The 23,769-nt window shown below is 65.4% G+C and carries 25 protein-coding genes; 9 read left to right on the forward strand and 16 right to left on the reverse strand.

Annotated features, from left to right (window positions below):
- Window positions 1-19: 19 nt before the first annotated feature.
- Window positions 20-388, reverse strand: coding sequence for a MerR family DNA-binding transcriptional regulator (locus B6V76_RS13200; RefSeq protein ID WP_075775376.1), 369 nt, complete (start codon window positions 386-388; stop codon window positions 20-22).
- An 87-nt stretch (window positions 389-475) separates the two neighbouring features.
- Window positions 476-1,168 carry a metal-dependent hydrolase gene (locus tag B6V76_RS13205; protein ID WP_088727661.1) on the reverse strand — a complete coding sequence of 231 codons (693 nt, stop codon included), beginning with the start codon at window positions 1,166-1,168 and terminating at the stop codon, window positions 476-478.
- Between the two features lie 181 nt (window positions 1,169-1,349).
- Here B6V76_RS13205 and gatC point away from each other — a divergent pair, with 181 nt between their 5' ends.
- Genes gatC through B6V76_RS13225 form a run of 4 tightly spaced genes read left to right on the forward strand, consistent with a single transcriptional unit; the run spans window position 1,350 to window position 4,516 of the window.
- Window positions 1,350-1,637, forward strand: a complete 288-nt coding sequence (gene gatC, locus B6V76_RS13210) for an Asp-tRNA(Asn)/Glu-tRNA(Gln) amidotransferase subunit GatC (RefSeq protein WP_075775378.1) — start codon at window positions 1,350-1,352, stop codon at window positions 1,635-1,637.
- A complete protein-coding gene (gene gatA / locus B6V76_RS13215) occupies window positions 1,634-3,112 on the forward strand; it encodes an Asp-tRNA(Asn)/Glu-tRNA(Gln) amidotransferase subunit GatA (protein WP_075775379.1) in 1,479 nt (492 codons plus the stop codon). Before gatC ends, gatA begins: the two co-directional genes overlap by 4 nt.
- Before the next feature lies 1 nt (window position 3,113).
- Window positions 3,114-3,830: a hypothetical protein gene (locus B6V76_RS13220; protein WP_088727662.1), complete on the forward strand. Its 717-nt coding sequence runs from the start codon at window positions 3,114-3,116 to the stop codon at window positions 3,828-3,830.
- On the forward strand, window positions 3,827-4,516 hold the full coding sequence (locus B6V76_RS13225; RefSeq protein WP_075775381.1) for an N-acetylmuramoyl-L-alanine amidase: 690 nt from the start codon (window positions 3,827-3,829) through the stop codon (window positions 4,514-4,516). The genes B6V76_RS13220 and B6V76_RS13225 overlap by 4 nt, the downstream gene beginning before the upstream one ends.
- A 120-nt stretch (window positions 4,517-4,636) precedes the next feature.
- Here B6V76_RS13225 and B6V76_RS13230 read toward each other — a convergent pair whose 3' ends face one another.
- Entirely contained in the window at window positions 4,637-6,652 is a 2,016-nt protein-coding gene (locus B6V76_RS13230; protein WP_088727663.1) for an NADPH-dependent 2,4-dienoyl-CoA reductase, read from the reverse strand.
- Window positions 6,653-6,877: 225 nt separating this feature from the next.
- Here B6V76_RS13230 and B6V76_RS13235 point away from each other — a divergent pair, with 225 nt between their 5' ends.
- Window positions 6,878-7,783: a LysR family transcriptional regulator gene (locus B6V76_RS13235; RefSeq protein ID WP_075775383.1), complete on the forward strand. Its 906-nt coding sequence runs from the start codon at window positions 6,878-6,880 to the stop codon at window positions 7,781-7,783.
- A 42-nt stretch (window positions 7,784-7,825) separates the two neighbouring features.
- On the opposite strand, the gene B6V76_RS13240 is transcribed toward B6V76_RS13235, so the two are convergent.
- Genes B6V76_RS13240 through B6V76_RS13250 form a run of 3 tightly spaced genes read right to left on the reverse strand, consistent with a single transcriptional unit; the run spans window position 7,826 to window position 10,229 of the window.
- Window positions 7,826-8,794 (reverse strand): OmpA family protein, encoded by a 969-nt coding sequence (locus B6V76_RS13240; protein WP_088727664.1) that lies wholly within the window; start codon window positions 8,792-8,794, stop codon window positions 7,826-7,828.
- On the reverse strand, window positions 8,791-9,504 hold the full coding sequence (locus B6V76_RS13245; RefSeq protein ID WP_075775384.1) for a GNAT family N-acetyltransferase: 714 nt from the start codon (window positions 9,502-9,504) through the stop codon (window positions 8,791-8,793). The genes B6V76_RS13240 and B6V76_RS13245 overlap by 4 nt, the downstream gene beginning before the upstream one ends.
- A complete protein-coding gene (locus B6V76_RS13250) occupies window positions 9,501-10,229 on the reverse strand; it encodes a molybdopterin-binding protein (protein WP_088727665.1) in 729 nt (242 codons plus the stop codon). The genes B6V76_RS13245 and B6V76_RS13250 overlap by 4 nt, the downstream gene beginning before the upstream one ends.
- A 117-nt stretch (window positions 10,230-10,346) precedes the next feature.
- On the opposite strand from B6V76_RS13250, the gene map reads away from it, so the two are divergent.
- Complete coding sequence (map, locus tag B6V76_RS13255; protein WP_075775386.1) at window positions 10,347-11,156, forward strand: type I methionyl aminopeptidase; 810 nt, start codon at window positions 10,347-10,349, stop codon at window positions 11,154-11,156.
- A 143-nt stretch (window positions 11,157-11,299) separates the two neighbouring features.
- Here the strand turns inward: map and B6V76_RS13260 are convergent, their stop codons facing one another.
- The 3 genes from B6V76_RS13260 to B6V76_RS13270 are packed head-to-tail and all read right to left on the reverse strand — an operon-like array spanning window position 11,300 to window position 13,724.
- On the reverse strand, window positions 11,300-11,968 hold the full coding sequence (locus B6V76_RS13260; RefSeq protein ID WP_240497860.1) for an HAD family phosphatase: 669 nt from the start codon (window positions 11,966-11,968) through the stop codon (window positions 11,300-11,302).
- Entirely contained in the window at window positions 11,965-12,528 is a 564-nt protein-coding gene (gene rsmD / locus B6V76_RS13265) for a 16S rRNA (guanine(966)-N(2))-methyltransferase RsmD (protein WP_075775388.1), read from the reverse strand. The genes B6V76_RS13260 and rsmD overlap by 4 nt, the downstream gene beginning before the upstream one ends.
- A complete protein-coding gene (locus tag B6V76_RS13270) occupies window positions 12,525-13,724 on the reverse strand; it encodes an FAD-dependent oxidoreductase (protein ID WP_088727666.1) in 1,200 nt (399 codons plus the stop codon). Before B6V76_RS13270 ends, rsmD begins: the two co-directional genes overlap by 4 nt.
- Window positions 13,725-13,806: 82 nt before the next feature.
- Here B6V76_RS13270 and B6V76_RS13275 point away from each other — a divergent pair, with 82 nt between their 5' ends.
- Window positions 13,807-14,295 (forward strand): peroxiredoxin, encoded by a 489-nt coding sequence (locus tag B6V76_RS13275; protein WP_075775390.1) that lies wholly within the window; start codon window positions 13,807-13,809, stop codon window positions 14,293-14,295.
- 54 nt (window positions 14,296-14,349) lie between these two features.
- Here the strand turns inward: B6V76_RS13275 and B6V76_RS13280 are convergent, their stop codons facing one another.
- The 6 genes from B6V76_RS13280 to smc form a co-directional block, all read right to left on the reverse strand.
- Window positions 14,350-14,721 (reverse strand): 4a-hydroxytetrahydrobiopterin dehydratase, encoded by a 372-nt coding sequence (locus tag B6V76_RS13280; RefSeq protein ID WP_075775391.1) that lies wholly within the window; start codon window positions 14,719-14,721, stop codon window positions 14,350-14,352.
- Window positions 14,722-14,778: 57 nt separating this feature from the next.
- Window positions 14,779-15,660, reverse strand: a complete 882-nt coding sequence (locus B6V76_RS13285; RefSeq protein ID WP_088727667.1) for a mechanosensitive ion channel domain-containing protein — start codon at window positions 15,658-15,660, stop codon at window positions 14,779-14,781.
- Window positions 15,661-15,699: 39 nt separating this feature from the next.
- A complete protein-coding gene (locus B6V76_RS13290) occupies window positions 15,700-16,887 on the reverse strand; it encodes a GNAT family N-acetyltransferase (RefSeq protein WP_088727668.1) in 1,188 nt (395 codons plus the stop codon).
- Between the two features lie 57 nt (window positions 16,888-16,944).
- Window positions 16,945-17,712 carry a glycerophosphodiester phosphodiesterase family protein gene (locus B6V76_RS13295; protein ID WP_075775394.1) on the reverse strand — a complete coding sequence of 256 codons (768 nt, stop codon included), beginning with the start codon at window positions 17,710-17,712 and terminating at the stop codon, window positions 16,945-16,947.
- Window positions 17,709-18,164, reverse strand: coding sequence for a RidA family protein (locus tag B6V76_RS13300; protein WP_088719811.1), 456 nt, complete (start codon window positions 18,162-18,164; stop codon window positions 17,709-17,711). Before B6V76_RS13300 ends, B6V76_RS13295 begins: the two co-directional genes overlap by 4 nt.
- Window positions 18,165-18,337: 173 nt before the next feature.
- Entirely contained in the window at window positions 18,338-21,796 is a 3,459-nt protein-coding gene (gene smc, locus B6V76_RS13305; RefSeq protein ID WP_088727669.1) for a chromosome segregation protein SMC, read from the reverse strand.
- A 261-nt stretch (window positions 21,797-22,057) separates the two neighbouring features.
- Here smc and B6V76_RS13310 point away from each other — a divergent pair, with 261 nt between their 5' ends.
- The gene (locus B6V76_RS13310; RefSeq protein WP_088719809.1) at window positions 22,058-22,414 is read left to right on the forward strand and encodes a CidA/LrgA family protein; all 357 of its coding nucleotides are present in this window, start codon (window positions 22,058-22,060) and stop codon (window positions 22,412-22,414) included.
- Entirely contained in the window at window positions 22,407-23,123 is a 717-nt protein-coding gene (locus tag B6V76_RS13315) for an LrgB family protein (RefSeq protein WP_075775398.1), read from the forward strand. Before B6V76_RS13310 ends, B6V76_RS13315 begins: the two co-directional genes overlap by 8 nt.
- Before the next feature lie 10 nt (window positions 23,124-23,133).
- Here B6V76_RS13315 and B6V76_RS13320 read toward each other — a convergent pair whose 3' ends face one another.
- Window positions 23,134-23,754, reverse strand: a complete 621-nt coding sequence (locus B6V76_RS13320) for a trimeric intracellular cation channel family protein (protein ID WP_240497708.1) — start codon at window positions 23,752-23,754, stop codon at window positions 23,134-23,136.
- Window positions 23,755-23,769 lie beyond the last annotated feature (15 nt).

Below are 23,769 nucleotides of genomic sequence, written 5' to 3' on the forward strand. Positions count from 1 at the left end.
TAAGGAATGCATTTCAGGCTCAAGAATCAAGAGTGTCCTGAACCTGATCACGCAATTGTCGGAGGTCGTCGATTGCCGCGTCCAATTCTTCGCGTTGTCGCGTCAGCACGTCAAGCTGCCGGTCGGCCAGTTCGACCCAGACGCGGTTCTGCTCTTCAGTGCCTTGCTGATCGTAGATCAGCAGCCATTGGCGCAACTCCTCGAGCGAGAAGCCAAATCGACGCCCGCGCAGGATCAACGTCATCCGCGCGATTTCGCGCGGGCCGTAATAGCGCGAGCGGCCTTCCTTCTGGGGATTGAGAAGCTCGATATACTCGTAATAGCGCAGCGTGCGCGGGGTCACGTCGAACCGCTCGCACATCTCCTTGAAGGACAGTAAGTCTGACATCTATTCGGCCTCCCGATCCGGGCGAGAAGCTAGCGCGCCGGGCTTCAGGCTGCAAGCAAAGCCAGCCCTCGCCCGGCGGGCTGCAGCTTATATTTCGATCGCTTTGAGCATCTCTGGTTCGATGACATCCACCCCCGGCAGACCGTCGATCAGCGCCTGCGCGGATTGCTCCAGCGCATCGAAGGTCTTGTAGTGGCAGGGGATGACCGTCTTGAAGTTGAAATACTTCTTCGACGCCCACGCCGCGCGCTTCATGTCCATCGTGAAATGGCCGCCCGCCGCGAGGATGCCGATATCGGGATTGTGCAGTTCACCCATCCAGTCCATGTCGGCCATGATGTCGGTATCGCCGCTGACGTAGATCGTGTGGCCCTCGGCCTCGATCATGAAGCCCGCGGGCTGGCCCGCATAGGCCGGGTTGCCGTCCTTGTAATCGACCGAGGCGGAATGGGTCGCGTTCACCATCGTGACCTTCACACCGCCCAGATCGACCGTGCCGCCTTTGCCGAAACCGACCGTCTCGGCCCCCTCGGCCCCGAGCATGATCGACAGCTCGTGGATGCAGTAGATCGGGATATCCAGTTCCTTCGCGATCGGCACCGCGTCCGAAGCGTGATCGCCGTGGCCGTGGGTCAGCAGCAGATGCGTCCCACCCTCGATCGCCTCGCCGCGCTTGTCGTCGGGAAAGACCGGCGAGCCGGTGAGGAACGGATCGAGCAGGATCACGGCGTCGCCGGTTTCGATGCGGAAGCCGGAATGGCCGAGCCAGATGAGTTTCATATGGATTTCCTCCGTTAGGCACTTCGGTTGTGACAGGGTGACGTATAAGCCCTGCGCATGTTCCAAGATTAGCGCGCAAATTCGCGTGGGACAGGGCAGGGGCGCGCCGATGCCGGGGCGCGGCGCTTGAAAGCCCCAGTGGCTCGGGCTAAACCGCCTTCCAAGACAAGCGGAGAAGCACATGTCCATCGATATCGACACCGCCCGCAAAGTGGCGCATCTGGCCCGGATCCGGGTGCCCGAAGACCATCTGCCCGAGCTCGCGCAGGAACTCTCCAGCATCCTGACCTTCATGGAGCAGCTCAACGAGGTCGACGTTGAGGGCGTCGAGCCGATGACCTCCGTGACGCCGATGCGCCTCAAGCGCCGCGTCGACGAGGTGACCGATGGCGGTTATCCCGAGAAAATCCTCAAGAACGCCCCCGATGCCCGCGAGGGCTTCTTTGCCGTGCCGAAGGTGGTCGAATGAGCCTGAACAAACTGACGATTGCCGACGCGCGCGATGCGCTCAAGAAGGGCGATGTGACTTCGGTCGAGCTGACCGAGGCCTGCCTGGGCGAAATCGAAGGCGCAGGCGCGCTGAATGCCTACGTGCACAAGACCCCTGAGATCGCGCTGGAGCAGGCCAAGGCCGCCGATGCGCGCATCAAGTCGGGCGACGCGCCCGCGATGTGCGGCATCCCGCTGGGGATCAAGGATCTTTTCGCGACCAAGGGCGTGGCGACGCAGGCCGCGTCGAACATCCTCGACGGGTTCAAGCCGGAATACGAATCCACCGTCACGCAGAACCTGTGGGACGCGGGCGCGGTGATGCTCGGCAAGCTGTCGATGGACGAATTCGCGATGGGCTCGTCGAACGAGACCGCCTGCTACGGCCCGGCGGTGAACCCCTGGAAGATCGATGACCGGAAACTGACCCCGGGCGGGTCTTCGGGCGGTTCGGCCGCGGCTGTGGCTGCCGACCTGTGCCTTGCCGCGACCGGCACGGATACCGGCGGCTCGATCCGCCAGCCCGCCGCCTTCACCGGCATCGTCGGCATCAAGCCGACCTATGGCCGGGTCTCTCGCTGGGGTGTGGTGGCCTTCGCCTCTTCGCTTGATCAGGCGGGTCCGATGACCAAATCGGTGCGCGACGCGGCGATCATGCTTGGCACGATGTGCTCGCACGATCCGAAGGATTCGACCTCCGCCGATATTCCGGTCCCGGATTTCGAGGCCGCGCTGACCGGCGACATTCGCGGCAAGAAGATTGGTATCCCGAAAGAATACCGCATCGATGGTATGCCCGCCGAGATCCAGAAGCTCTGGGACGACGGCATCGCGATGATGAAAGATGCGGGGGCCGAGATCGTCGATATCTCGCTGCCCCATACGAAATACGCGCTGCCCGCCTATTACGTCGTGGCTCCCGCGGAAGCCTCGTCGAACCTCGCGCGCTATGATGGCGTGCGCTACGGCCACCGCGCCAAGCTCGCGGCAGGCGAGGGCATCGTCGACATGTACGAGAAGACCCGCGCCGAAGGTTTCGGCCCCGAGGTGCAGCGTCGCGTGATGATCGGCACCTATGTGCTGTCGGCAGGCTTCTATGACGCCTATTACAATCGCGCCCGGAAAGTGCGCGCCTTGATCAAGCGCGACTTCGAAGAAGTTTTCGCGCAGGGCATCGATTCGATCCTGACGCCTGCCACCCCGTCTGCCGCTTTCGGTCTGGGCGAGATGGACGGCGCCGATCCGGTCGAGATGTATATGCAGGATGTGTTCACCGTGACGGTGAACCTTGCAGGCCTTCCCGGCGTTTCGGTGCCGTGCGGGCTGGACAGCAAGGGCCTTCCGCTGGGGCTGCAACTCATCGGGCGGCCTTGGGAAGAGGGCGATCTGCTGAACCACGCCCACGTCCTCGAACAGGCCGCGGGCTTCTCGGCCAAACCGGAGAAATGGTGGTAACATGAAACAGGCACTCGCGATCCTCGGCGGCGTTCTGGCCCTCTCGGGCTGTATCTCTTCTATTCCCGACAGCGGCCCCGAAGCCCGTCGCGAGGCCGAACTGCGCGGCCAGCCCATCGTGCCGCCCTCGGCACAAAGCGTCCTGCCGACCGACAACGGCTCGACCAACCCCGATGCGCCCGGCGCGCCGCTGAACGCAACCGGCACGGCGACGCCCGGCACGACCAACGCGCTTTCCGCACCGACCATCGATGCGGGCGGCACCATCGGCGACAATCCTTCGACCTCCAGCTCCGACAGCAGCGACAATAGCGGCGCCGCGATCGGGGCAGATGCGATGGCCGCGCTGCAGGAGACCGACGCGTCGAACAGCACTGCCGGTTCCAGCACCATGGCCAGCTCGCCGAACTTCGACACCACCGCGTCGAGCAGCGCGCCCGCGCAGAACACGATCAGCAATCAGGACAGCTCGGGGCCGAACCTCGCTGCCTATGCGCTGTCGGTGTCCAACCGTCCGGGCGACTCGGTCTACAAGCGCTCGGGCATCAAGCTGACCTCGTCGAGCAAGGCCTGCGCGAAATACGTCTCTGCCGATCAGGCGCAACGCGCCTTCCTCTCCGCAGGCGGGCCGCAGAAAGACCGGATGAACCTCGATCCCGATGGCGACGGTTTCGCCTGCGACTGGGATCCGACGCCGTTCCAGACCGCGCGTCAGTGAGCGCCGACTGGCCCTCGCCCAATTACGGCCCGCGCCGCGAGGGGGCGGTGCCGGAACTGATCATTATCCATTACACCGCGATGTGGTCCTGCGAGGCCGCACGGACGCGCCTCTGCCTGCCCGAGGCGGAGGTCTCCGCGCATTGGCTGATCGGGCGTGATGGCTCGGTCGAGCAGCTCGTCCCAGAGGAGATGCGCGCTTGGCATGCGGGCTTGGGAAGCTGGCAGGGGCTGGGCGATGTGAATTCGCGCTCGATCGGGATCGAACTGGATAACGAGGGCGATCGTCCGTTCCCCGAGCCGCTGATGGCCGCGCTGGAAGAGCTGCTTCCGCAGATCATGCGCCGCTGGGCAATTGCACCCGAGAACGTCATTGGCCATTCGGATTTCGCGCCCGAGCGCAAGATCGACCCGGGCCCGCGCTTCGACTGGCAGCGCCTCGCGCGGCAGGGCCTGGCGATCTGGCCGGAGCGGGGCGCTGCTGCGCCCGCGGTCGATCCCGAGAGCTTCCTCGCTCTGGCGTCGAGCCTTGGCTACCCGGAAGCGCCGCTCGCGACGATCCTGCCAGCCTTCCGCCTGCGCTTCCGCCCGCGCCATGAGGGGCCGCTGGATGCGGTGGACATGGCGCTGGTCGCCGATCTGGCGAGCCGCTTTGGCGCAGATGGCGGGGCGTGGCGATCAAGCTGAGGCCGGGAGCGGGCTCTGCCCCCCGGTCGCCGGACGGCGACAGATTTGAAGACGGAGGGGGCTCTGCCCCCGCTCGCGATGCGAGCCCCCCGGGATATTTCTTCCAATCCGAAGAGTTGATCAGAGCGCGGCGGCGAGCCGGGTGCCCTGATCGATGGCGCGTTTCGCGTCGAGTTCCGCCGCCACATCCGCGCCGCCGATCACATGCGGGCTGCGACCCGCCGCGATCAGCTGATCGGCCAGCGAGCGGTCCGAGAGTTGGCCTGCGCATAGCACCACCGTATCGGCCTCGATCAGCGTCGGGTTCTCGCGCGCCTCACCGAAAGTGACATGCAGCCCCTCGGCGGTGATCTTCTCGTAATTCACGCCGCCGATCATTTTCACGTCCTTCATATGCAGCGCCGCGCGGTGAACCCAGCCCGTGGTCTTGCCGAGGCGGCGGCCGAGCTTTTCCTTCTTGCGCTGCAGTAGCGTCACTTCGCGGGCTGGGGCTTCGGGCTCGGGCTTCGTCAACCCGCCCGGCGTCTGCGCCGGATCGCCGACGCCCCATTCGCGCTTCCACTCTTCCAGATCCAGCGTCGGGCTTTCGGTCACCGTCAGGAATTCGGCCACGTCGAATCCGATGCCGCCCGCGCCGATCACCGCGACGCGCTTGCCGGCGGTGACGCGGCCCTTGAGGATGTCGATATAGCTGACGACCTGCCCGCCCTCGGTCGGGATTTCGGGGTCGCGCGGCTGCACGCCGGTTGCGATGATGATCTCGTCGAAGGGGGCGAGGAGATCGGGCGTGGCCTCGGTCTCCAGCTTCACCGTCACGCCGGTCTTCTCGATCATGGTCTTGAACCAGTCGGTGAGCCCGTGGAATTCCTCCTTGCCGGGGATCGCGCGCGCCATGGTCAGCTGCCCGCCGAGCTCCGAGGCGCGGTCGAACAGGGTCACGGCATGGCCACGCTCGGCCGCGGTGATCGCGGCAGACAGGCCCGCCGGGCCCGCGCCGACGACGGCGATGGATTTCGGCGCCTCGGTCTTGGTGATGACGATCTCGGTCTCATGCGCGGCGCGCGGATTCACGAGGCAGCTCGAGACCTTGCCCTGGAAGGTGTGGTCCAGACAGGCCTGATTGCAGGCGATGCAGGGTGCGATCTCGGCGGCGCGGCCCTCTTTCGCCTTCACCACGAAATCTGCATCGGCGAGGAAGGGGCGCGCCATCGACACCATGTCGGCGCAGCCGTCGCCCAGCACCTCTTCGGCGACTTCAGGCGTGTTGATGCGATTGGACGTGATGACCGGGATCGAGACCTCGGGCTTGAGCCGCCCGGTGAGCCAGGTGAAGGCCGCCCGCGGCACCGATGTCACGATGGTCGGCACCCGCGCCTCGTGCCAGCCGATGCCGGTGTTGAGCATCGTGGCGCCCGCTGCCTCGACGGCTTTCGCGAGGGTGACGACCTCTTCCCAAGTCGAGCCGTCGGGGATCAGGTCGATCAGCGAGATGCGGAAGATCACGATGAAATCGGGGCCGACCGCTTCGCGCACGCGCTTGACCACTTCGACGGGCAGGCGCATCCGGTTCTCGAACGAGCCGCCCCAACCGTCTTCGCGCTTGTTGGTGTGGCGTACGAGGAACTGGTTGAGGAAATAGCCCTCGGAGCCCATCACCTCGACGCCGTCATAACCCGCCTCGCGGGCGCGTGCGGCGGCGGTGGCGATGTCGGCGACCTGCTTCTCGATCCCGGCTTCGTCGAGCTCTTTCGGCGGGAAAGGCGAGATCGGGGACTTGATCGCAGAGGGCGCCACGCAATCGGGGCCATAGGCATAGCGCCCGGCGTGCAGGATTTGCATCGCGATGCGGCCGCCCGCTTCGTGAACGCGGTCGGTGATGATCTTGTGATGCGCGATGTCCTCGGGGGTGAACAGCCCCGCCGCGCCGGGAAAGACGCCACCTTCGTTATTAGGGGCCATTCCGCCCGTCACCATCAGCGCGACACCGCCGCGCGCGCGTTCGGCATAGAACTCGGCCACCGCATTCCAGTCGCCGCGCTCTTCGAGATTGGTGTGCATCGAGCCCATCAGCACGCGGTTCGGCAGCGTCACGTGGCCCAGATCGAGCGGCGTGAAGATATGCGGATATTGGCTCATGTAACCCTCCCTGATTTGGCCCGCACTCTGCGGCGCAAGGCTAGGCTTGTCACGTCAAACGCGGCGTCAGAGCGAACGCGCCACCGTTTCGCAGAGGTCACCAACCTGCGGGATTCTCTCCCATTGTTACCCTCGTATTGTCGCCGCGAAGTCTAAATTGCGCCCGATTTCGGCTCGATAAGCGGAAAATAAGAAACAGAAATTACAAGCCGAAGGGTGTTTGGGATGGATCGCCTGACTGAAATGGAAGCCTTTGCCACGGTTGTGGATCAGGGGGGCTTCACCGATGCAGCCAAGAAGATGGGCATCTCCAAATCGGCTGTGTCGAAGCATGTCTCGGCGTTGGAGGCGCGCCTCGGCGCACGTCTTCTGAATCGCACCACGCGTCGCGTTTCGCCGACGGAAATCGGGCTGGCTTATTACGACCGCGCGCGTCGCGTTCTCAACGATGCGGGCGAGGCCGATGCGCTGGTGACGTCGATGCAGACGGCGCCCTCGGGGCTGCTGCGCATCTCGGTCGCCACCGATTTCGGTGTGAACCTTCTCTCTCCCGTTCTGGGCGAATTCCTGCAGGAATTCCCCGAAATCACCGTGAATATGGTGCTGAACAACCGCTACGTCGAACTTATTTCCGAAGGGTTCGACATGGCGATCCGCGTCGGCGAACTGGAGGATTCGAGCCTGCGCGCGCGCAAGCTGACCGAGACCTCGCGCCGGATGATCGCCTCGCCAGACTACTTCAAGAAATTCGGCCGCCCCGAGCGGATCGACGATCTCAACAACCACAAACTGCTGCATTATTCGAACCAGTCGGCGGGCAATGTCTGGAAGTTGACCGCGCCTTCGGGCGAGCGGCGTCAGGTCCGCTCGGCGGGCTGGCTGACGGTCAATGACGGCCAGTCGCTGCTGCATGCCGCGACGGCCGGTCTCGGGATCGCTTACCTGCCCTCGTTCCTCTATGCCGACGCGATGCGCGAGGGCCTCGTGGAAGAAGCGATGCCCGATCTGCCGATGGAAACGCTGGGCATCTACGCAATCTATCCGCCGGGGCGTTTCACGCAGCCGAAAGTGCGCGCTTTCATCGATTTCCTCGCCAAGACCTTCGCCGAGAAGGGCCCCGACAACTGGTGAGACTGAACTCCCTCCCGCGCCGGGCCATTCCGCCGGCTGGCGCTAACTCCGGGTCGAGGTGAGAACCGCTTCGACCCGTCTGTTTTTCTCGCGTCCCTCTTTGGTCAGATTGCTTGCGCGCGGGGCGAGGAAGCCCGCCCCCTCGGCGCTGACCTGTGACGCCGCCACCCCGTAATCGCCGATCAATTTTTGCCGTGCCGATTGCGCGCGTTTCTTCGACAGCGCGATATTGGCCGCGAGCGAACCGACCGCATCGGTATGACCCACCAGCATCACCTGATAATCCGGGTTGGCCTTGAGGAACTCGGCCAGCGCCTGCAGCGAGGCGAAATCGCCCTCGCCGAGCGCGGATGCCCCCGATGGGAAGTCGAGATCGTCGAGCGCGACCGAGCCCTGCGCCTCCAGCGTCTGCGCAAGCGCGGAGGGGGCGACAGCCGGGGCATCGGCGCGCGGCAGAACCGGCGCGGTTTGCGGCGCGGCGAGCGGGTCGTCGGGCCGAGCGGGGGTGACGTCCTGCACCCGCAGCTCGGTCACCTGAATGAAGCCCGACTCGGACGACCGCGAGACGGTGATCCCAAGGTAATCGGCATCCTTGCGCGCCGCGATGTAGCGGAAATCGCCCAGATCGACATGCATCGCGGGCTCGGACAGCAGGTCGAGGGCGTAGCGAAAATCGAAGCCGCCGCAGGCCTGCGTGTCGCACTCATAGAGGATGTCGTAGCCCGCCTGCTTGAGCTGATCGCGCAGCGGCGCGAGGATCTGTAGCGTCGTATTTTGATTGGCCCGCAGCTGATAGGCCGTGTCGGAGCGCGCACCCTCGAGATCGCGGGTCTCGAGCTTGCCGTCCTGCCACGGACCGACCGCCAATTGGTAGCTGGTGGCGGGGCTCGTTTCCTGCGCGGATTGGGTGGCGCCGGCGGGCAACGTCAGATCTAACGAGGCGGCGCATGTGGCGTGGGGCAGGCTGGCGGCGAGCAGACTGGCCAGCAGGAGTGGCGCACGGCGGATCATGCCACCTCCGGCGCGCGGCGATAGTGATACTGCGCGCGAACTTCCATGCCGAAGCTCTCGGCGAGGGCGTTCGAGGCGTCATTGGCGAGCGTCGTGATCATCTCGAACCGCTCTGCCCCGGCCTCAACGGCCCAGCGAGCGCCCTCGTAGATCATCTCGCGCGCGAGGCTCATGCGGCGGTATTTCGGCGCAACGGCGAGCGCGTGGAGCATCGCCGCGTCCTCGTAGAGAGCGATATAGGCAACGCCCGCGGCCCGGTCGTCCTTGCGGCCCAGAACGCAGGTTTTCGGTACCTCTGCGCGGTCCATGATCGCCTGCCGCTCGGGCCCGACATCCAATTCGGTCCAGAGGTCGCGGGCGATCTGCAGCGGCGGCCAATGGGCGAAAGCGGTCACGGGCGGGACCTCGCCCTGCATCGCGGCGATCGGCGCGGACCAGATCCGCACCGGGTCATAAGCTTCGTAGCCGCGCGCCTCCAGAACCGCGTCGAGCGCCTCGTCTCCCGCGCGGATCATGAAGCGCGGACGTTGGCCCAAGGCGCGATGCGCGGCTTCGGCGGCGGGAATGTCGGCTTGCTCCAGCGGGACCTCCAGCGTAGCGCAGCTGACGCGCGATCCGCCGCCTTGCCCGTCGCGGATCAGAAACCCGCCTGCGCGGCGATATTCGGCGGCTGGCCAGGTCGCGTCGATGATCGCGTAGGCGTCGATCATGTGCCCTCCGGGAAGGCGGCCTTCAGCTCGGCGAAGCCCGCCTCGACCTGATCGGGATCGGTGCCGCGCAGCACGAGATTGGTGCCGTAGCGGCCTTCTTGAACGAAAGGATAAGAACCGATCGAAAGGTCGGGGAAGCGGCCAGCCAGCGCGCGCAGATCGTCGGCCACCGACGATTCCGCCCGCAGAACCTGCAGGCTGCGCGAGAGCATCGGCGCGCCGCCGGTGAGCTTCGGCAAAAGCCCTTCGACCATCGCCTGAAAGATGTTCGGCACGCCCGCCATCACATGGACATTGCCCAGCGAGAAACCCGGCGCGGCAGAGACCGGGTTCTCGATCAGCTCGGCCCCGTCGGGGATCCGCGCCATGCGCAGGCGCGCGGAGGTGAACTCAGCGTCGCGCGCGGAGTAATGCGCGGCGAGGATCGCCTTGGCATCCTCGCGCACGCCGAGCTTGGCTCCCATCGCCTCGGCTACCGCATCGGCGGTGATATCGTCATGGGTCGGGCCGATCCCGCCACTGGTGAAAAGGTGATCATGGGCCGCCGAAAGCTCCCGCACCGCGGCAACGATCACGTCATTGTCGTCCGGCACCACGCGGATTTCGCGGCAGGTGATTCCGCGCTCGACCAGCTGTCCGGCCAGATAATGCGCGTTTCCCTCGCGGGTGCGCCCCGAGAGGATTTCATCGCCGATGATCAGGATCGCTGCGGTGGGATTTGGCATCTGTGAGGCTCCTTTCGACTTGGTATAGGGCGCGGAACGGGGCGCGAAAAGCCCGGGCACTGGCCAAGCCCCGCTTTTGTGACTATCTAAAGGCCGAAACCCTTAAGGAGCAGACCGTTGGACGATACTCAGGGCCGCACCACGAAGGACGGGATCCGGATCTACGATCAGAGCGATTTTGCAGGAATGCGCGCCGCCTCGCAGGTGACGGCGCAGATCCTCGACGAGGTCGCTGATCTCGTGGAGCCGGGGGTCACGACCGCAGCACTCGACGCCTTCATCGAACGCCGCGTGGGCGAGTTGGGCGCGACCTCGGCGACCATCGGGTATCGCGGCTATCAGCACGCGAGCTGCATCTCGGTGAACCATGTCGTCTGCCACGGCATCCCGGGCGACAAGAAACTGAAGGACGGCGATATCATCAATATCGACGTGACCGTGATCCTCGACGGTTGGTTCGGGGACAGTTCGCGCATGTATGTAGCGGGCAACCTGAGCCGCAAGGCCGAACGCTTGATTCAGGTCACCCATGACTCGCTGATGGTCGGCATCGAGCAGGTGAAGCCCGGAAACACCTTTGGCGATATCGGCCACGCGATCCAGAAATTCGTCGAAAGCAACCGCATGTCGGTGGTGCGCGATTTCTGCGGTCACGGCGTGGGCAAGGTGTTCCACGCGCCGCCGAACGTGTTGCATTACGGGCGCGCGGGTACCGGCGCGATGCTCGAAGAGGGCATGATCTTCACGATCGAGCCCATGGTGAACCTCGGCCGCCCCGAGACAAAGGTTCTGGCCGACGATTGGACCGCCGTGACGCGGGACAAATCGCTGTCGGCGCAGTTCGAGCATTCGGTGGGCGTGACCGCCGATGGCTGCGAGATCTTCACCACCTCGCCGGCGGGGCGCTTCCACCCGACCTGGCGCTAAGGTTCAGGCGTTAGTGGGGGCGCTGCCCCCGCTGGCTGCGTCAAAGCCCTACGTTTGCGCTTCGGGCGTTCGCCGGGGCGTCCTTCCACTGGAAGGCGGCTGATCCCGGCTCTCCCCCCGGGATATTTTAGCCAAGCCGAAGATCAGGGGTCGAGGCCGATGAGCCGCGGCACCTGACGCATGTCGGTGAAGAGCTCTGCGCCTTCCGCCGCGAGCCGCGGATTGTCGCCTTTCGGCGAGTAGCCCAAACAACGCATCCCCGCGTTTTTCGCCGCACGCGCCCCAGTAGGACTGTCCTCGATCACCACGCAGGCCGCCGGATCGGCGCCCAGATGGCGCGCGGCATGGATGTAGAGATCGGGCTTCGGCTTTGGCATGCCCATGTCCTGACCCGAGAACAGCAGCCCCTCTAGCCGCGTGCGGATATCCGGGTGCTGGCCCAGTGTCGCCTCCATCTTCGCTTTCCGGCCGTTCGAGCCGACCGCGAAGGGAATGCCTTCTGCATCGAGACGCGCGAGAAGGCGCGGGATGCCGGGCATCAGCTCGGTCCCCTCGCGCAACCGCGCGTAGAGCGCCTTGTAATAGCTGTCGACCCAGCCCTCGGGCAGATCGGCCCCATGCTCGCGGCCCCATTGATAGACGTTCTCGATGGTGGATCCGATGAAGGCGTCTTCCAGTTCGGAGATCGTCTTGTGCACGCCGTAGCGGGCGAATTCTTCCTGAATCAGATCGAAGGTCGCGGGCTCGCTGTCGACGAGCACACCGTCGCAATCGAACAGGACGGCGTGCGGGATCGGGTGGTGTTGCGTCATTCGGGCATCCGGGCAAGAGTTACGAGCGTGTCGCCATAGCGACGCTGGTCGAGCTGTTCGAGGGCGGCGGGCAGGATCGGCGCGGTGTTCTCCTCCCAAACGATCATCGCACCCGGAGCGATCCATCCATTCTCGAGACAGGAGGCGAGGGCGCGTTCGCCCAAGCCCATCCCGTAGGGCGGATCGAGGAAGATGAGGTCGTAGCCGGGGCCGCGATTGGGGCCCATATTGGTCGCATCGCGCCGCCAGACATCCGTCACGCCCATCGCGCGCATAGCCTCGATGTTGCGGCGCAGAAGCGCGCGGGCGGCGGTGCCGTCATCGACGAAAGCCACCCGGGCCGCGCCGCGCGACAGCGCCTCCAGCCCCAGTGCACCGGTACCTGCGAAGAGGTCGAGCACCCGCGCCTCGGGCACCGGATTGCCGTGCCCGCCATTGGTCAGCAGGTTGAAGATCGACTCGCGCACGCGGTCGGTCGTGGGGCGCAGATGGGCATCCATGTCGCCTGCACCCACATCCGCCAGCTTCAGCCCGCGTTTAGCGCCTCCGATAATTCTCATTTCATCAGGGCTTTCAACTCTGCCGTGCTTTCGACTGCCTCGGGCGTGACGGGTTTGCCAGCTTCAATGAGGCGCTTGCCGACCATGTAGGCGCGCGCGTCATTGATCGCGTCCACTGCGATCAGGCGGCCGTCGCGGAAATACCAGAAGCTGCTGCCCTCATCGCGGCGGGTGACGACCCGGTCGTAGCCTGCATTGAGCCCGGCGATCTGCAGCTTCGCGTCGAACTGGTCCGACCAGAACCACGCTTTCGGGGCGTAAGGACGACCTGCACCCAGCATGTTCTCGGCGACCAGCTCGCCCATGTCGATCGCGTTGCCGACGGATTCGAGGCGGATCCGCTCCTCTGTGCCGGGGAAGGAGGCACAATCCCCCGCCGCCCAGATATGGGGCGCGGAGGTGCGGCCCTGTTCGTCGGCAGCGATGCCGTTCTCGCAATGGATACCGGCTTCGCGGGCGACTTCCTCGTCGGGGGTGATGCCGATGCCCACGATCACGAAATCGGCGGGCAATTCGCGCCCGTCCTCGAGGATTGCGCCGGTGACGGTCCCCTCGCCGGTCAGTCGCGTCAGGCCGACGCCTTCGAGGATTTCCACGCCGCGCTCGCTGTGCAGCGCGCGGATCGCGTCTGCGGTCTCCTTGCAGGCGACGCGGCCGAGGATGCGCGGCGCGGCCTCGACCAGCGTCACCTCGAGGCCGAGCTTGCGCGCGACCGCGGCCGCCTCCAGCCCGATATAACCGCCGCCCACCACGACCAGCCGTTTGCCGGCGGTGAAAAGGGGCTGCATCCGGTCGACATCGGCGAGGTTGCGCACGGTGAAGACATTGCCCAGATCGCCGCCGATCGCGGCGGGTAGGCGGCGCGGCGTGGCCCCGGTGCAGAGCGCCAGTTCGGCATAATCCAGCGTCTCGCCATCCGACAGGGTCACCGTCCGCGCCTCGGTGTCGATTGCGGTGACCGAGATGCCGAGCCGCAGCGTAATGTCGTTTTCTTGCCACCAGTCCGGGGCGCGCAGGGTCAGCCGCTCCAGCTCCATCTCGCCCAGCAGATAGGCTTTCGACAGCGGTGGGCGTTGATAGGGGGGCACCGGCTCTGCGCCGATCACGGTGATCGTGCCGTCATATTTCAGTGCCCGCAGTTTCGCGGCCATCGAGGCTGCGGCCTGTCCCGCGCCGACGATCACTATTCCACCCATATCTTTCTCCACTGGCCCGGCTTGCGCATGACCCTATATCGACGGGCGGAACAAGTGCAACGCGAACAAATCGGAGCTTTTCATGACTATTTCGACCGGCGACGTTCTTCCTGGCGCGACTCTCCTCGCGATGGGCGATGAAGGGCCGCAGCCCGTGAGCCTTGGTGACAAGATGAAGGGCCGCAAGATCGTGATCTTCGCGGTGCCGGGCGCCTATACCGGCGTCTGCACGACCGCCCATGTGCCGAGCTTCATCCGCACCAAGGACCAATTTGCGGAGAAAGGCGTGGACGAGATCATCTGCGTCTCGGTCAACGACCCCTTCGTGATGAAGTCGTGGGGCGAGGCGACGGGCGCGACCGAGGCGGGGCTGACCATGCTGGCCGACCCGGAAGCCGCATTCACGCAGGCGATCGAGATGGATTTCACGGCGCCGCCCGCGGGTCTCATCAACCGCTCGAAGCGCTATGCGATGCTCGTCGAGGACGGTGTGGTCAAGCAGCTGAATGTCGAGGAAAGCCCCGGCACCTGTGAAGCCTCCGCAGGCGAAGGGCTTCTCGCGGAGATCTGATCCGCGGCCCAAATGCAAAGGAAAACGCCCGGCCAAGGAGCCGGGCGTTTTTCGTCAGTCTTCGTCTTTCGGAGCCGGCTCGGCCAGTCGCATCAACGGGCGTCCGATGTCGCGATCGACCTCGGCGACGCCTTCGGCCAGCGAGTCCAGCGCACCGGCTAGCTCGATATCGAGCACGCTGATGCCGCCGCAGTCATGGGTCGTCAGCGTGATCTCGAGCTTGTTGTAGACGTTGCGCCAGTCGGGATGGTGATCCATCTTTTCGGCGCAAAGCGCGGCTTGGCTCATGAAGCCCCACGCGGCGGAGAAGTCCTTGAACAGGAGCCGCTTGATCAGGGCATCCTGTCCATCGGCCGCGCGCCATCCGGTATCTTCAAGCGCGTTCAGCAGCGCCCTGCGTTCCTCGGGTTCGAGCTTCGAAGTCATCGCTTACTCCCTGATACGTTAAGCTGGCCCGCAGCCTTGCAGCAGCGGGCCGCCAGTTCAAGCGGCGCCGCTTTCGCGTGTCACGCTGTGGGTTTCGATCTTCGGCACCTGCACCACTTCGAGCGTGCGCGTAGGGAAGGGGATGCCGATGCCGTTCGCGTCGAACTCCTCCTTGATCTTGCGGGTATATTCCGCCTGAAGCCCCCAGAAGTCGGCGGTGGTGGCCCAGACACGGAAGGTAAAATCGACCGAGCTGTCGCCGAGCTGCTTCACGCGGATCACCGGCGCGGGCTCCGGCAGGGCGCGCGGATCGGAGAGCGAGATCTTCTCCAGCACTTCCTGCGTTTTCTTGAGATCCGCGTCATAGGCGACGCCGATCGTCAGATCCATCATACGTGTCGGATTGGCGGAGTAATTGGTGATCGCGCTCGACCAGATGTCGCTGTTGGGCACGATGATCTGGATGCCGTCATAGGTCGTCAGAACCGTGTAGAAGAGCTGAATCTCGGTCACCGTGCCGCTTTCCGAGCCCGCGGCGATGTAGTCGCCTTGGCGGAACGGGCGGAACAGTATGATCATCACCCCGGCGGCGAGGTTCGACAGCGTGCCCTGCAGCGCGAGACCGATGGCCAGACCGGCAGCACCGACGAGGGCGGCCAGCGACGTGGTCTGGATGCCGAAGCGGTTTAGGATGAAGATCACCCCGATCGCGAGGATCAGGTATTTCACCATGTTCCCGAGGAAGCCGAAGAGCGTGTCGTCCAGCCGCTTGTAGCGCTGCGACAGCGCCACGATGCGCCGTTTGGCCCAGGCCGAGATCGCCATTGCGACCAGCAGGATCACCAGCGCAGCCACCACATTCACCGCAACCATGATGGCCGCATCGATCCGATCCTGCGTCAGCCACGCGCTGACATCGGTCAGGTCATTGAAATTCATTCATCGCTCCCGTCATACGTCCTTTAACACTGCTACTTATCACGCCTGCTCATCGCTGCCACCCGAGGGGCTCCGGAACGGGCCCATTTCGGTCAGTATCTCGATATCTTCGTCCACGGCGGCGCGTTCGGCTTCCAAGTACTCCGCGACCGCGCCGCGCAGACCTTGATGGCCAATCCAGTGCGCCGAATGGGTGGCGACGGGCAGGTAGCCGCGCGCCAGCTTGTGTTCGCCCTGCGCGCCGGCCTCGACCCGGCTCAGCTTGTGCGCGATCGCGTAATCGACCGCCTGATGGTAGCAAAGCTCGAAATGCAGGAAGGGGTGATCCTCGATACACCCCCAGTAGCGCCCGAACAGAGCCTCGCGCCCGATCAGGTTCAGCGCACCGGCGATCGGGCGGTCGCCGTTCATCGCAAGCACCAGAAGCACGTCGTCGCGCATCTCGTGCAGAAGATCGAAGAAGGCACGAGTCAGGTAGGGGCGGCCCCATTTTCGCGCGCCGGTGTCCTGATAGAACTGCCAGAACGCGTCCCAATGCTCGGGCCGTATGTCGTCGCCAGTCAGCTGCACGATCTCGCCGCCGAAGGCCTGCGCCCGCTGACGCTCCTTCCGCAAAGCCTTGCGCTTGCGTGAGCTCAGTTCGCCGAGGAACTGGTCGAAACTCTCATACCCCTCGTTGAACCAATGGAACTGCTGCCCGATCCGTGGCAGCCAGCCCGCTTCGGCGGCAAGCTCAGCCTCGTCCTCGGTACAAAACGTCATATGGACCGAGGAAACCCCGGCCCCTTCCGCGATCTGCGCCATGCCAGCCAGAAGCGCGCGGCCCCCGGCCTCTTCCAGCCCCGGCAGAACCAGCAGACGCCGCCCGGCCACTGGGGTGAAGGGCACCGCGCATTGCAGCTTGGGGTAATAGCGCCCGCCCGCGCGCTCGAACGCATCGGCCCAGCCGTGATCGAAGACATATTCGCCCTGACTGTGCGATTTCACGTAGAGCGGCGCGACGCCGATGATCCGATCGCCCATCCGCGCCACCAGATGCCGCGCATCCCAGCCCGTGCCCGGCCCGACCGAGCCGGAGGCCTCGAGTGCAGCAAGAAACCGATGTGTGGTGAACGGGTCGAACGCCCGTTCCCCATCCCCGGTTTCGGGGCAGGCGCAGGCATTCCAGTCTGCTTCACTTATTTCGGAAATATCCGAATAAAGCGTGATTTCAACGCTTTGATCCATTTCATCCCGGGAGGTTAGGCGATCCTTTGCCTGAATCTGTGCCCCGCGCGCTCCGCGTCAAGCCGGAAGCGCCGAGAGGTAGCCTTCGAAGGTCACGTTATCGGCGACCCGCCGCGCCAGCGCCTCCTCGTCGACGGAGCGGATCGTCCAGCACAGAACCGGCACGCCGAGCGATTTCAGCTCGGTCACCCGAAGCGCGTTCAGGTCCTTCGCCTCATGCGAGATGAAGGCCGCCCCGACGCGATCGAAATCGGGGATGTGGCGCAGCTCGTCGCCGCGCGCCGCGGGCAGCAGAGCCCAGTCATTGGGCTGGTAGGCCGAGGTTGTCAGACCGACAGCGACGTCCGGGGCCAATTCGCCGAAAGCCGCCACCGCATGGGGGTTGAAGGACATCACTGCGACCGGGCCCTCGTAATCGCGCAGCAACAGCGCCGTCGCCTCCTCCAGCGCGCCGATCTGCGAACCGAGAGCCCCGTCCTGATCCTTGATCTCGACCAGAAGCGGCACTTGGCCTTTCACGATCTCCAGCACTTCGGCGAGGGTCGGAATACCTTCCTCCGTGCCGCTCAGATGGATCGCACCCAGCTCCGCCGCCGTTCGCTGGCGTACCGGGCCGCGCTCTGCGGTCAGCCGGTCCAGCGCGTAGTCGTGAAACACCATCGGCACGCCATCGGCGGAGAGCTGCACGTCGATCTCGATTCCGTAACCCGCGGCGATTGCCGCGCGGATCGCCCCGCGGCTGTTCTCAGGGCGGCCCAGCGTGTAGTCGTGCAAAGCCCTATGCGCGATCGGAAGCCGGAGAAAATCAGGATGCAATGCCATCACGCGACCTCGAAAATCGCCTCGATCTCGACTGCGACGCCCATCGGCAGCGAAGCCGCCGAGACCGCCGAACGCGCGTGACGCCCGGCTTCGCCGAAGACCTCGACCATCAGGTCGGAGCAGCCGTTGATGACCTTGGGCTGATCGGTGAAATCAGCGGTGGAGTTCACGAATCCCACTAGCTTCACCACGCGGAGTTTGTCGAGATCGCCGACGGCCGCCTTCGCCTGGGCGATCAGAGCCAGCCCGCAGAAACGCGCCGCCATCGCGCCCTCTTCGACATCCATGCCGTCGCCGAGTTTGCCGCGGATCAGACCCTCGGGCCCGTTCGAGATTTGCCCCGAGACGAACAGCTGATTGCCGGTGCGCACGAAGGGCACGTAATTCGCGGCCGGTGCCGGGGCATCGGGAAGCTGAATCCCCAACTCTTCGAGACGTGCTTCGATCTTGGCCATTGCGCCCTCCATGTGAAATTCGACGCGAGGCTAGGCGCGCGCCTTTTCTCCCGCAAGCGGAATCGCTTCTCTTCTTCTTGATGAAAATATCCCGGGGCGCGATAGCGCAGGGCGGAGCCCCTTCACCCTTTAGTTTTGTCGCCCTACGGCGACGAGGGCGGAGCCCCTTGCTGTTACGCCACCAGCGCCTCGGCCTTCTTCAGGTCGACCGAGACGAGCTGGCTTACGCCCTGCTCCTGCATCGTCACCCCGAACAGCCGGTCCATCCGCGCCATCGTCACCGCATGGTGGGTGATGATCAAAAAGCGCGTATCGGTGCGCCGCGTCATCTCGTCGAGCAGGTCGCAGAAGCGCGTAACGTTGGCGTCGTCTAGCGGCGCGTCGACCTCGTCAAGCACGCAGATCGGCGCGGGGTTGGCCATGAAGACCGCGAAGATCAGCGCCATCGCGGTCAGCGTCTGCTCCCCGCCCGACAACAGCGACAACGTGGACAGCTTCTTGCCCGGCGGCTGGCACATGATCTCGAGACCGGCCTCCAGCGGGTCGTCGCTTTCGACCAGTTGCAGGTTCGCAGAGCCACCGCCGAAGAGGTGGGTGAACAGCGTGCGGAAGTTCTCGTTCACCTGCTCGAACGCGGTCAGAAGACGCTCGCGCCCTTCGCGGTTGAGTCCCGAAATCCCGGCGCGCAGCTTGCGGATCGCCTCTTCGAGATCGGATTTCTCCTGCACCAGCGCGTCATGCTCTTCCTGTACCTCGCGCGCATCTTCCTCGGCGCGCAGGTTGACTGCGCCGAGGCTCTCGCGCAGTCGCTTGAGCCGGTTCACTTCCGCGTCGAGCTTCTCCGCGTCGGGCATCTTATCGGGATCGGTATCGAGGCTTTCCAGCAGATCCTGCGGAGACTTCTCGGTTTCCTCGAGGATGCGTTCGGCGGCATAGGCGACGGTTTCGCGCGCCGCGTCGACGCGGGCCTCGGCGCGGGCGCGGGCTTCGCGCGCCTCGCCAGCTAGACGTTCGGCCTCGCGCTCGGCCAGCTGCGCCTCGCGCAGGGCGGTTTCCGCGCCTGACAACTTCTCCGACGCTTCGGCCTGACGCGCTTCGGCGGTGGCAATGGCTTCCGACAGCTCGGCGCGTTTCGCGGCCAATTCCTCAGGGGCGGCGGAGGCGTCTTTCAACTCCGCCTCGCTCTCGATCTTGCGGGTTTCCAGCTCGGCGGAGCGTTTCTCTGCGGTCTCCAGCCGGTGCCGCCAACCGGAGATTTCCTTGGTGATCTCCTGCCGACGCTTTAGCCGCGCCTCGCCCTCGCGACGGATTTCGTCATGGGCGGAGCGCTTGGTCATCATCGTCATCCGCGCCGCTTCGACGGTCATCTTCACAGCCTCGACGTCGCCGCGCGCGGCGTCCAAATCGGGCAGGGAGGATTGCGCATTCTCCGCCTCGCGCAGCGCCATCCGCGCGCTGCTAGCTTCTTCCTCGTGGCGTGCGACGGCGAGCTGTGCGCTTTCCAGCTTGGAGCTGGCGATGGAACGATCGGCCTCGGCGCGGCTGAGCGCGCGGCCCGCCTCGGCCAGACGGCGATCGGCCTCGCGGCGCGCCTCGCGGGCGCTGGCATCGGCGCGTGTGGCCTCGGCCAGCGCGGCGGTCAGCGCCTCATGAGCGGATTTCGCGCCCGAAGCGCGCGCCTCGGCCTCTTCGAGATCGCGCTTCAATTCCACCAGACGGTTGAGCTGTTGCAGGCGCAGCGCGGCGGCGGTCGGGGCATCCTCGGCGCCGGCGCGATAGCCGTCCCAGCGCCACAGGTCGCCCTCGGTCGACACCAGCCGCTGACCGGGGGCCAGCTGATCCTGCAGCCGCGCGCCCTCGTCATAATCCTCTACCAGACCAATCTGCGAAATCCGGCGGACCAGCACGTCGGGCACGTCGACATGGGCCGAGAGCGGCTCTACCCCGGCGGGGAGGGGTTGCGGCGTGGGATAGTCGGAGAGGGCTTGCCAGCCGGTCGCGTCATCCTCGCCGACTTCCGGTGCGCGCAGATCATCGGCGAGGGCGGCACCAAGGGCCGCCTCGTAGCCACGATCCACCCGGACGCGGTCGAGAATTTGCTGACCGTTGGAGGCTTCGCGCTCGACCAGACGAGCCAGTGCCGAGACTTCGGCGCGCAAGGCCCCCGCTTCGCCCTCGGCCTCCGAGCGCGCTGCCCGGGCTGCGCTTTCGCGGCCCTGCGCCTCGGCGCGCGCGTCATCGGCGGCGGCCAACGACTCTTCGGCAGCTTCGGCGGCAGCTTGCGCTTGTGTCTGTGCGCCTTCGGCCGCCTCGAATTCCGCATTCGCCTTCGCAAGCGCGGCGGCAGCAGCTTCGGCAGCTTGCTTCGCCTGCGCGGCGGCGGCCTCGGATTTCTCGGCCGTCGCGCGGTTGTCGGTCACCAAACGCTGCGACGACTGGTGGCGGGCCGCGAGCCGCGCGACATCCTCGGTCAGTTCCGACAGTTGCGCCTCGCGCTCCTGCAGAATCTGCGCGGCCTCATGGGCGGCATCGACCGCTGCGGCCAGCTTGTCTTCATGCCCCTCGGAGGCTTTCGCGATCTGCGCCTGCTCCCATTCGAGCCGCCCGATCGTCTCCCCCGCATCGCGATTGAGGCCCGCCTCACGCTCCATGTCGCGCACGAGCTGGTCGATCCGCGCCTTCAGCGTCTCGATCCGCGCAATCGCCTGATCTTCCTGATCCGAGAGCGCGTCGCGCTGTACGGTGAGGCGTTGCAGGATCGCGCCTGCGATGGCTTCTTCCTCGCGCAGCGGCGGCAATGCGTCTTCCTTGCCCTGCCGGGCTTTCGCCGCCTCGCGGGAGGCTCTCTCGGCTTGCGCGGCCCCGGTGACCTTCTCGCGATGCGCCTCTTCGGCGGTCGTGCGGGCCAGATCGGCTTCGCGCCAACGACGATACAGCAGCATCCCCTCGGCGCGGCGCAGCTCTTCGCCGATGGTGCGGTAGCGCGCGGCCTGGCGGGCCTGCCGGGCGAGGGTAGCCAGCTGCGTGGCGAGTTGCTCGATCACGTCATCGACGCGCGTCAGATTCTGCTCGGCGCCGTTCAGCTTCAGCTCCGCCTCGTGGCGGCGCTGATAGAGCCCGGAAATCCCGGCCGCTTCCTCGAGGATGCGGCGACGGTTCTTCGGCTTGGCGTTGATCAGCTCGGAAATCTGGCCCTGCCGCACGAGTGCGGGCGAATGCGCGCCGGTCGAGGCGTCCGCGAACAGCATCTGAACGTCTCGGGCCCGCACGTCCTTGGAGTTCACCTTGTAGGCCGAGCCCGCATCGCGGGTGATCCGGCGCACGATCTCCAGCCCGTCGCTGTCGTTGAACCCCGAGGGCGCGAGCCGCTCGGTATTGTCGATCTGCAGCGCGACTTCCGCGAAATTGCGCGCGCCCCGCGACGAGGCACCCGCGAAGATCACGTCTTCCATCCCGCCGCCGCGCATCGCCGAGGGGCGGTTCTCGCCCATCACCCAGCGCAGCGCTTCCAGGAGGTTCGACTTGCCGCAGCCATTGGGCCCGACGACGCCGGTCAGCCCGTCATGGATCACGAGATCCGTGGGGTCCACGAAGCTCTTGAAACCGTTGAGACGTAGCCGAGAGAAGCGCAATTGACGAACTTTCCGAATCTGAATGAGTACTGAGAAGTGTCCGTAGAGCAGGCCTGCGAGTCAATGGAAAGACACTTCATCTGGCGATGATGGCGGTATTATCCACAAGATATTGGCGTATTCTCGCCGGTGTTTCGCGCTATTTGCGCTCCGAATCCTCGAAGCCGGGAGAAGCGTGTTTCGCCTGAAGCTCTTGAATAGTCCGTCTTTTCCTTTTTTGCGGGCAGGCTTAGCATCGAAAGCGACCCAAGGAGCCGACCGATGATCCCAGCCCTGTCCCTGATCCTCGCCTGCCAACTCGCCGGCGAGATCCTGTCCCGCGCCTTGCAGCTACCGCTTCCCGGCCCGGTTCTGGGGATGATCTTCCTGCTGATCGTGATGAGCGTCTCGGGCAAGGTGCAGCAGATCGTGCGCCCCACTGCCCAGTTCGTCTTGCAACACCTGTCGCTTCTCTTCGTGCCGGCGGGCGTGGGGATCGTCGCGCATCTCGGCGCGCTGCGCGAGCATGGGGTGGGGCTGGCGGTGGCGCTGGTGGTCTCGACCATGCTTGCGATCGTGGTCGGTGCGGCGGTTTTCGTCGCGGTGGCGAAGCTGACACGGAGCGATGTGGATGACTGATCCGTTCAAGCTCTGGTCCTATCTGTCCTCCGAACCGCTGCTTTGGCTCTGGGCGACGCTGATCGCCTATTGGATCGGGGATGCGATCTTCAAAAGCGTGAACCGCAACCCCTTCGCCAATCCGGTGATGATCGCGGTGGTGATCCTCGGCGCGGTGCTCCTGATGACCGGCACGCCCTATCAGCGCTATTTCGACGGGGCGCAATTCGTGCATTTCATGCTGGGCCCGGCGACGGTCTGCCTGGCGGTGCCGCTGCATGCGAACCTGCCCAAGGTGAAGCGCGCGCTTCTGCCGATCGCAGCGGGGCTGGTGGCGGGGTCGGTCACGGCCATCGTCTCGGTTCTGGCGATAGCGAAGGCGATGGGGGCGGGGCCTGAGTTGCTCGCCTCGCTCGCGCCGAAATCGGTGACGGCCCCGGTGGCTATCGGGATTTCGCAAAGCTTGGGCGGGGAGCCGTCGCTGACGGCGGCGTTGGTGATCCTCACCGGGATGATCGGGGCGATTACGGTGACGCCGATGCTCAACCTGCTGGGCTTTCGCGACTGGCGGGCGCGGGGCTTCGCGGTGGGCGTCGCGGCCCACGGGATCGGCACGGCGCGTGCCTTTCAGGTACATGAGACTGCGGGCGCCTTTGCGTCCATCGGCATGGGGCTGAACGCGGTGCTGACCGCCTTCCTCGCGCCGGTGGTGCTGAGTTACTTCGGTTAATCGACTTCCGTCAGTATTGCCTCGGCGGGCGGGCCTTGTAGACCGGGAGCTTCCAGCCGAAGCGCAGCGATCCAGCGCGCAGCGCAAAGGTCACGCCGCCGCAGATCAGCAGCGCCAGCAGCGTATCCGCTCCGAGCGCCGTCGCGACCAGCGCGCTCGCTGCCCCTGCGAAGGCGCAGGACAGGTAAAGCTCGCCCTGTTTGAGGACCAGCGGCACCTCGTTGCAAACCACGTCGCGCATCAGGCCCCCGAAGGTGCCGGTGGCGATGCCCATGATCAGCACGATGACCGGGCCGTGCTCCAGCCGCATCGTGATCGCCACGCCCGCCGGTACCGCCACCGCCAATGCGCAGGCATCCAGCCACAGCAGTGCACGATAGCGGCTCTCCAGAAGATGCGCGGTGAAGAACACGACTACCGCTGCCCCCGCCGCGATCAGCACATAGGTGGGATCGCCGACCCAGAAGACCGGGTCACGGCCGAGAAGCAGGTCGCGCAGGGTGCCGCCGCCGATAGCAGTCAGCGCGGCAACGAAGATGAAGCCCACGAGGTCGAGCTGCTGGCGCGAGGCGACCAGCGCCCCGGTCAGTGCGAAGACCAGCACCGAAGCGTAATCCAGTGCCGCACCCACGGGAAAATCTCCCAG

It is taken from the genome of Thioclava sp. IC9, from assembly GCF_002213225.1.
Lineage (GTDB): Bacteria > Pseudomonadota > Alphaproteobacteria > Rhodobacterales > Rhodobacteraceae > Thioclava > Thioclava nitratireducens.

Excerpts from the sequence above, each read along its gene's own strand:
- B6V76_RS13200 (WP_075775376.1), bottom strand. The coding sequence starts at position 388 with ATGTCAGACTTACTGTCCTTCAAGGAGATGTGCGAGCGGTTCGACGTG.
- B6V76_RS13205 (WP_088727661.1), bottom strand. The coding sequence starts at position 1,168 with ATGAAACTCATCTGGCTCGGCCATTCCGGCTTCCGCATCGAAACCGGC.
- gatC (WP_075775378.1), top strand. The coding sequence starts at position 1,350 with ATGTCCATCGATATCGACACCGCCCGCAAAGTGGCGCATCTGGCCCGG.
- gatA (WP_075775379.1), top strand. The coding sequence starts at position 1,634 with ATGAGCCTGAACAAACTGACGATTGCCGACGCGCGCGATGCGCTCAAG.
- B6V76_RS13220 (WP_088727662.1), top strand. The coding sequence starts at position 3,114 with ATGAAACAGGCACTCGCGATCCTCGGCGGCGTTCTGGCCCTCTCGGGC.
- B6V76_RS13230 (WP_088727663.1), bottom strand. The coding sequence starts at position 6,652 with ATGAGCCAATATCCGCATATCTTCACGCCGCTCGATCTGGGCCACGTG.
- B6V76_RS13235 (WP_075775383.1), top strand. The coding sequence starts at position 6,878 with ATGGATCGCCTGACTGAAATGGAAGCCTTTGCCACGGTTGTGGATCAG.
- B6V76_RS13240 (WP_088727664.1), bottom strand. The coding sequence starts at position 8,794 with ATGATCCGCCGTGCGCCACTCCTGCTGGCCAGTCTGCTCGCCGCCAGC.
- B6V76_RS13245 (WP_075775384.1), bottom strand. The coding sequence starts at position 9,504 with ATGATCGACGCCTACGCGATCATCGACGCGACCTGGCCAGCCGCCGAA.
- B6V76_RS13250 (WP_088727665.1), bottom strand. The coding sequence starts at position 10,229 with ATGCCAAATCCCACCGCAGCGATCCTGATCATCGGCGATGAAATCCTC.
- B6V76_RS13260 (WP_240497860.1), bottom strand. The coding sequence starts at position 11,968 with ATGACGCAACACCACCCGATCCCGCACGCCGTCCTGTTCGATTGCGAC.
- rsmD (WP_075775388.1), bottom strand. The coding sequence starts at position 12,528 with ATGAGAATTATCGGAGGCGCTAAACGCGGGCTGAAGCTGGCGGATGTG.
- B6V76_RS13270 (WP_088727666.1), bottom strand. The coding sequence starts at position 13,724 with ATGGGTGGAATAGTGATCGTCGGCGCGGGACAGGCCGCAGCCTCGATG.
- B6V76_RS13275 (WP_075775390.1), top strand. The coding sequence starts at position 13,807 with ATGACTATTTCGACCGGCGACGTTCTTCCTGGCGCGACTCTCCTCGCG.
- B6V76_RS13280 (WP_075775391.1), bottom strand. The coding sequence starts at position 14,721 with ATGACTTCGAAGCTCGAACCCGAGGAACGCAGGGCGCTGCTGAACGCG.
- B6V76_RS13285 (WP_088727667.1), bottom strand. The coding sequence starts at position 15,660 with ATGAATTTCAATGACCTGACCGATGTCAGCGCGTGGCTGACGCAGGAT.
- B6V76_RS13290 (WP_088727668.1), bottom strand. The coding sequence starts at position 16,887 with ATGGATCAAAGCGTTGAAATCACGCTTTATTCGGATATTTCCGAAATA.
- B6V76_RS13300 (WP_088719811.1), bottom strand. The coding sequence starts at position 18,164 with ATGGCCAAGATCGAAGCACGTCTCGAAGAGTTGGGGATTCAGCTTCCC.
- B6V76_RS13310 (WP_088719809.1), top strand. The coding sequence starts at position 22,058 with ATGATCCCAGCCCTGTCCCTGATCCTCGCCTGCCAACTCGCCGGCGAG.
- B6V76_RS13315 (WP_075775398.1), top strand. The coding sequence starts at position 22,407 with ATGACTGATCCGTTCAAGCTCTGGTCCTATCTGTCCTCCGAACCGCTG.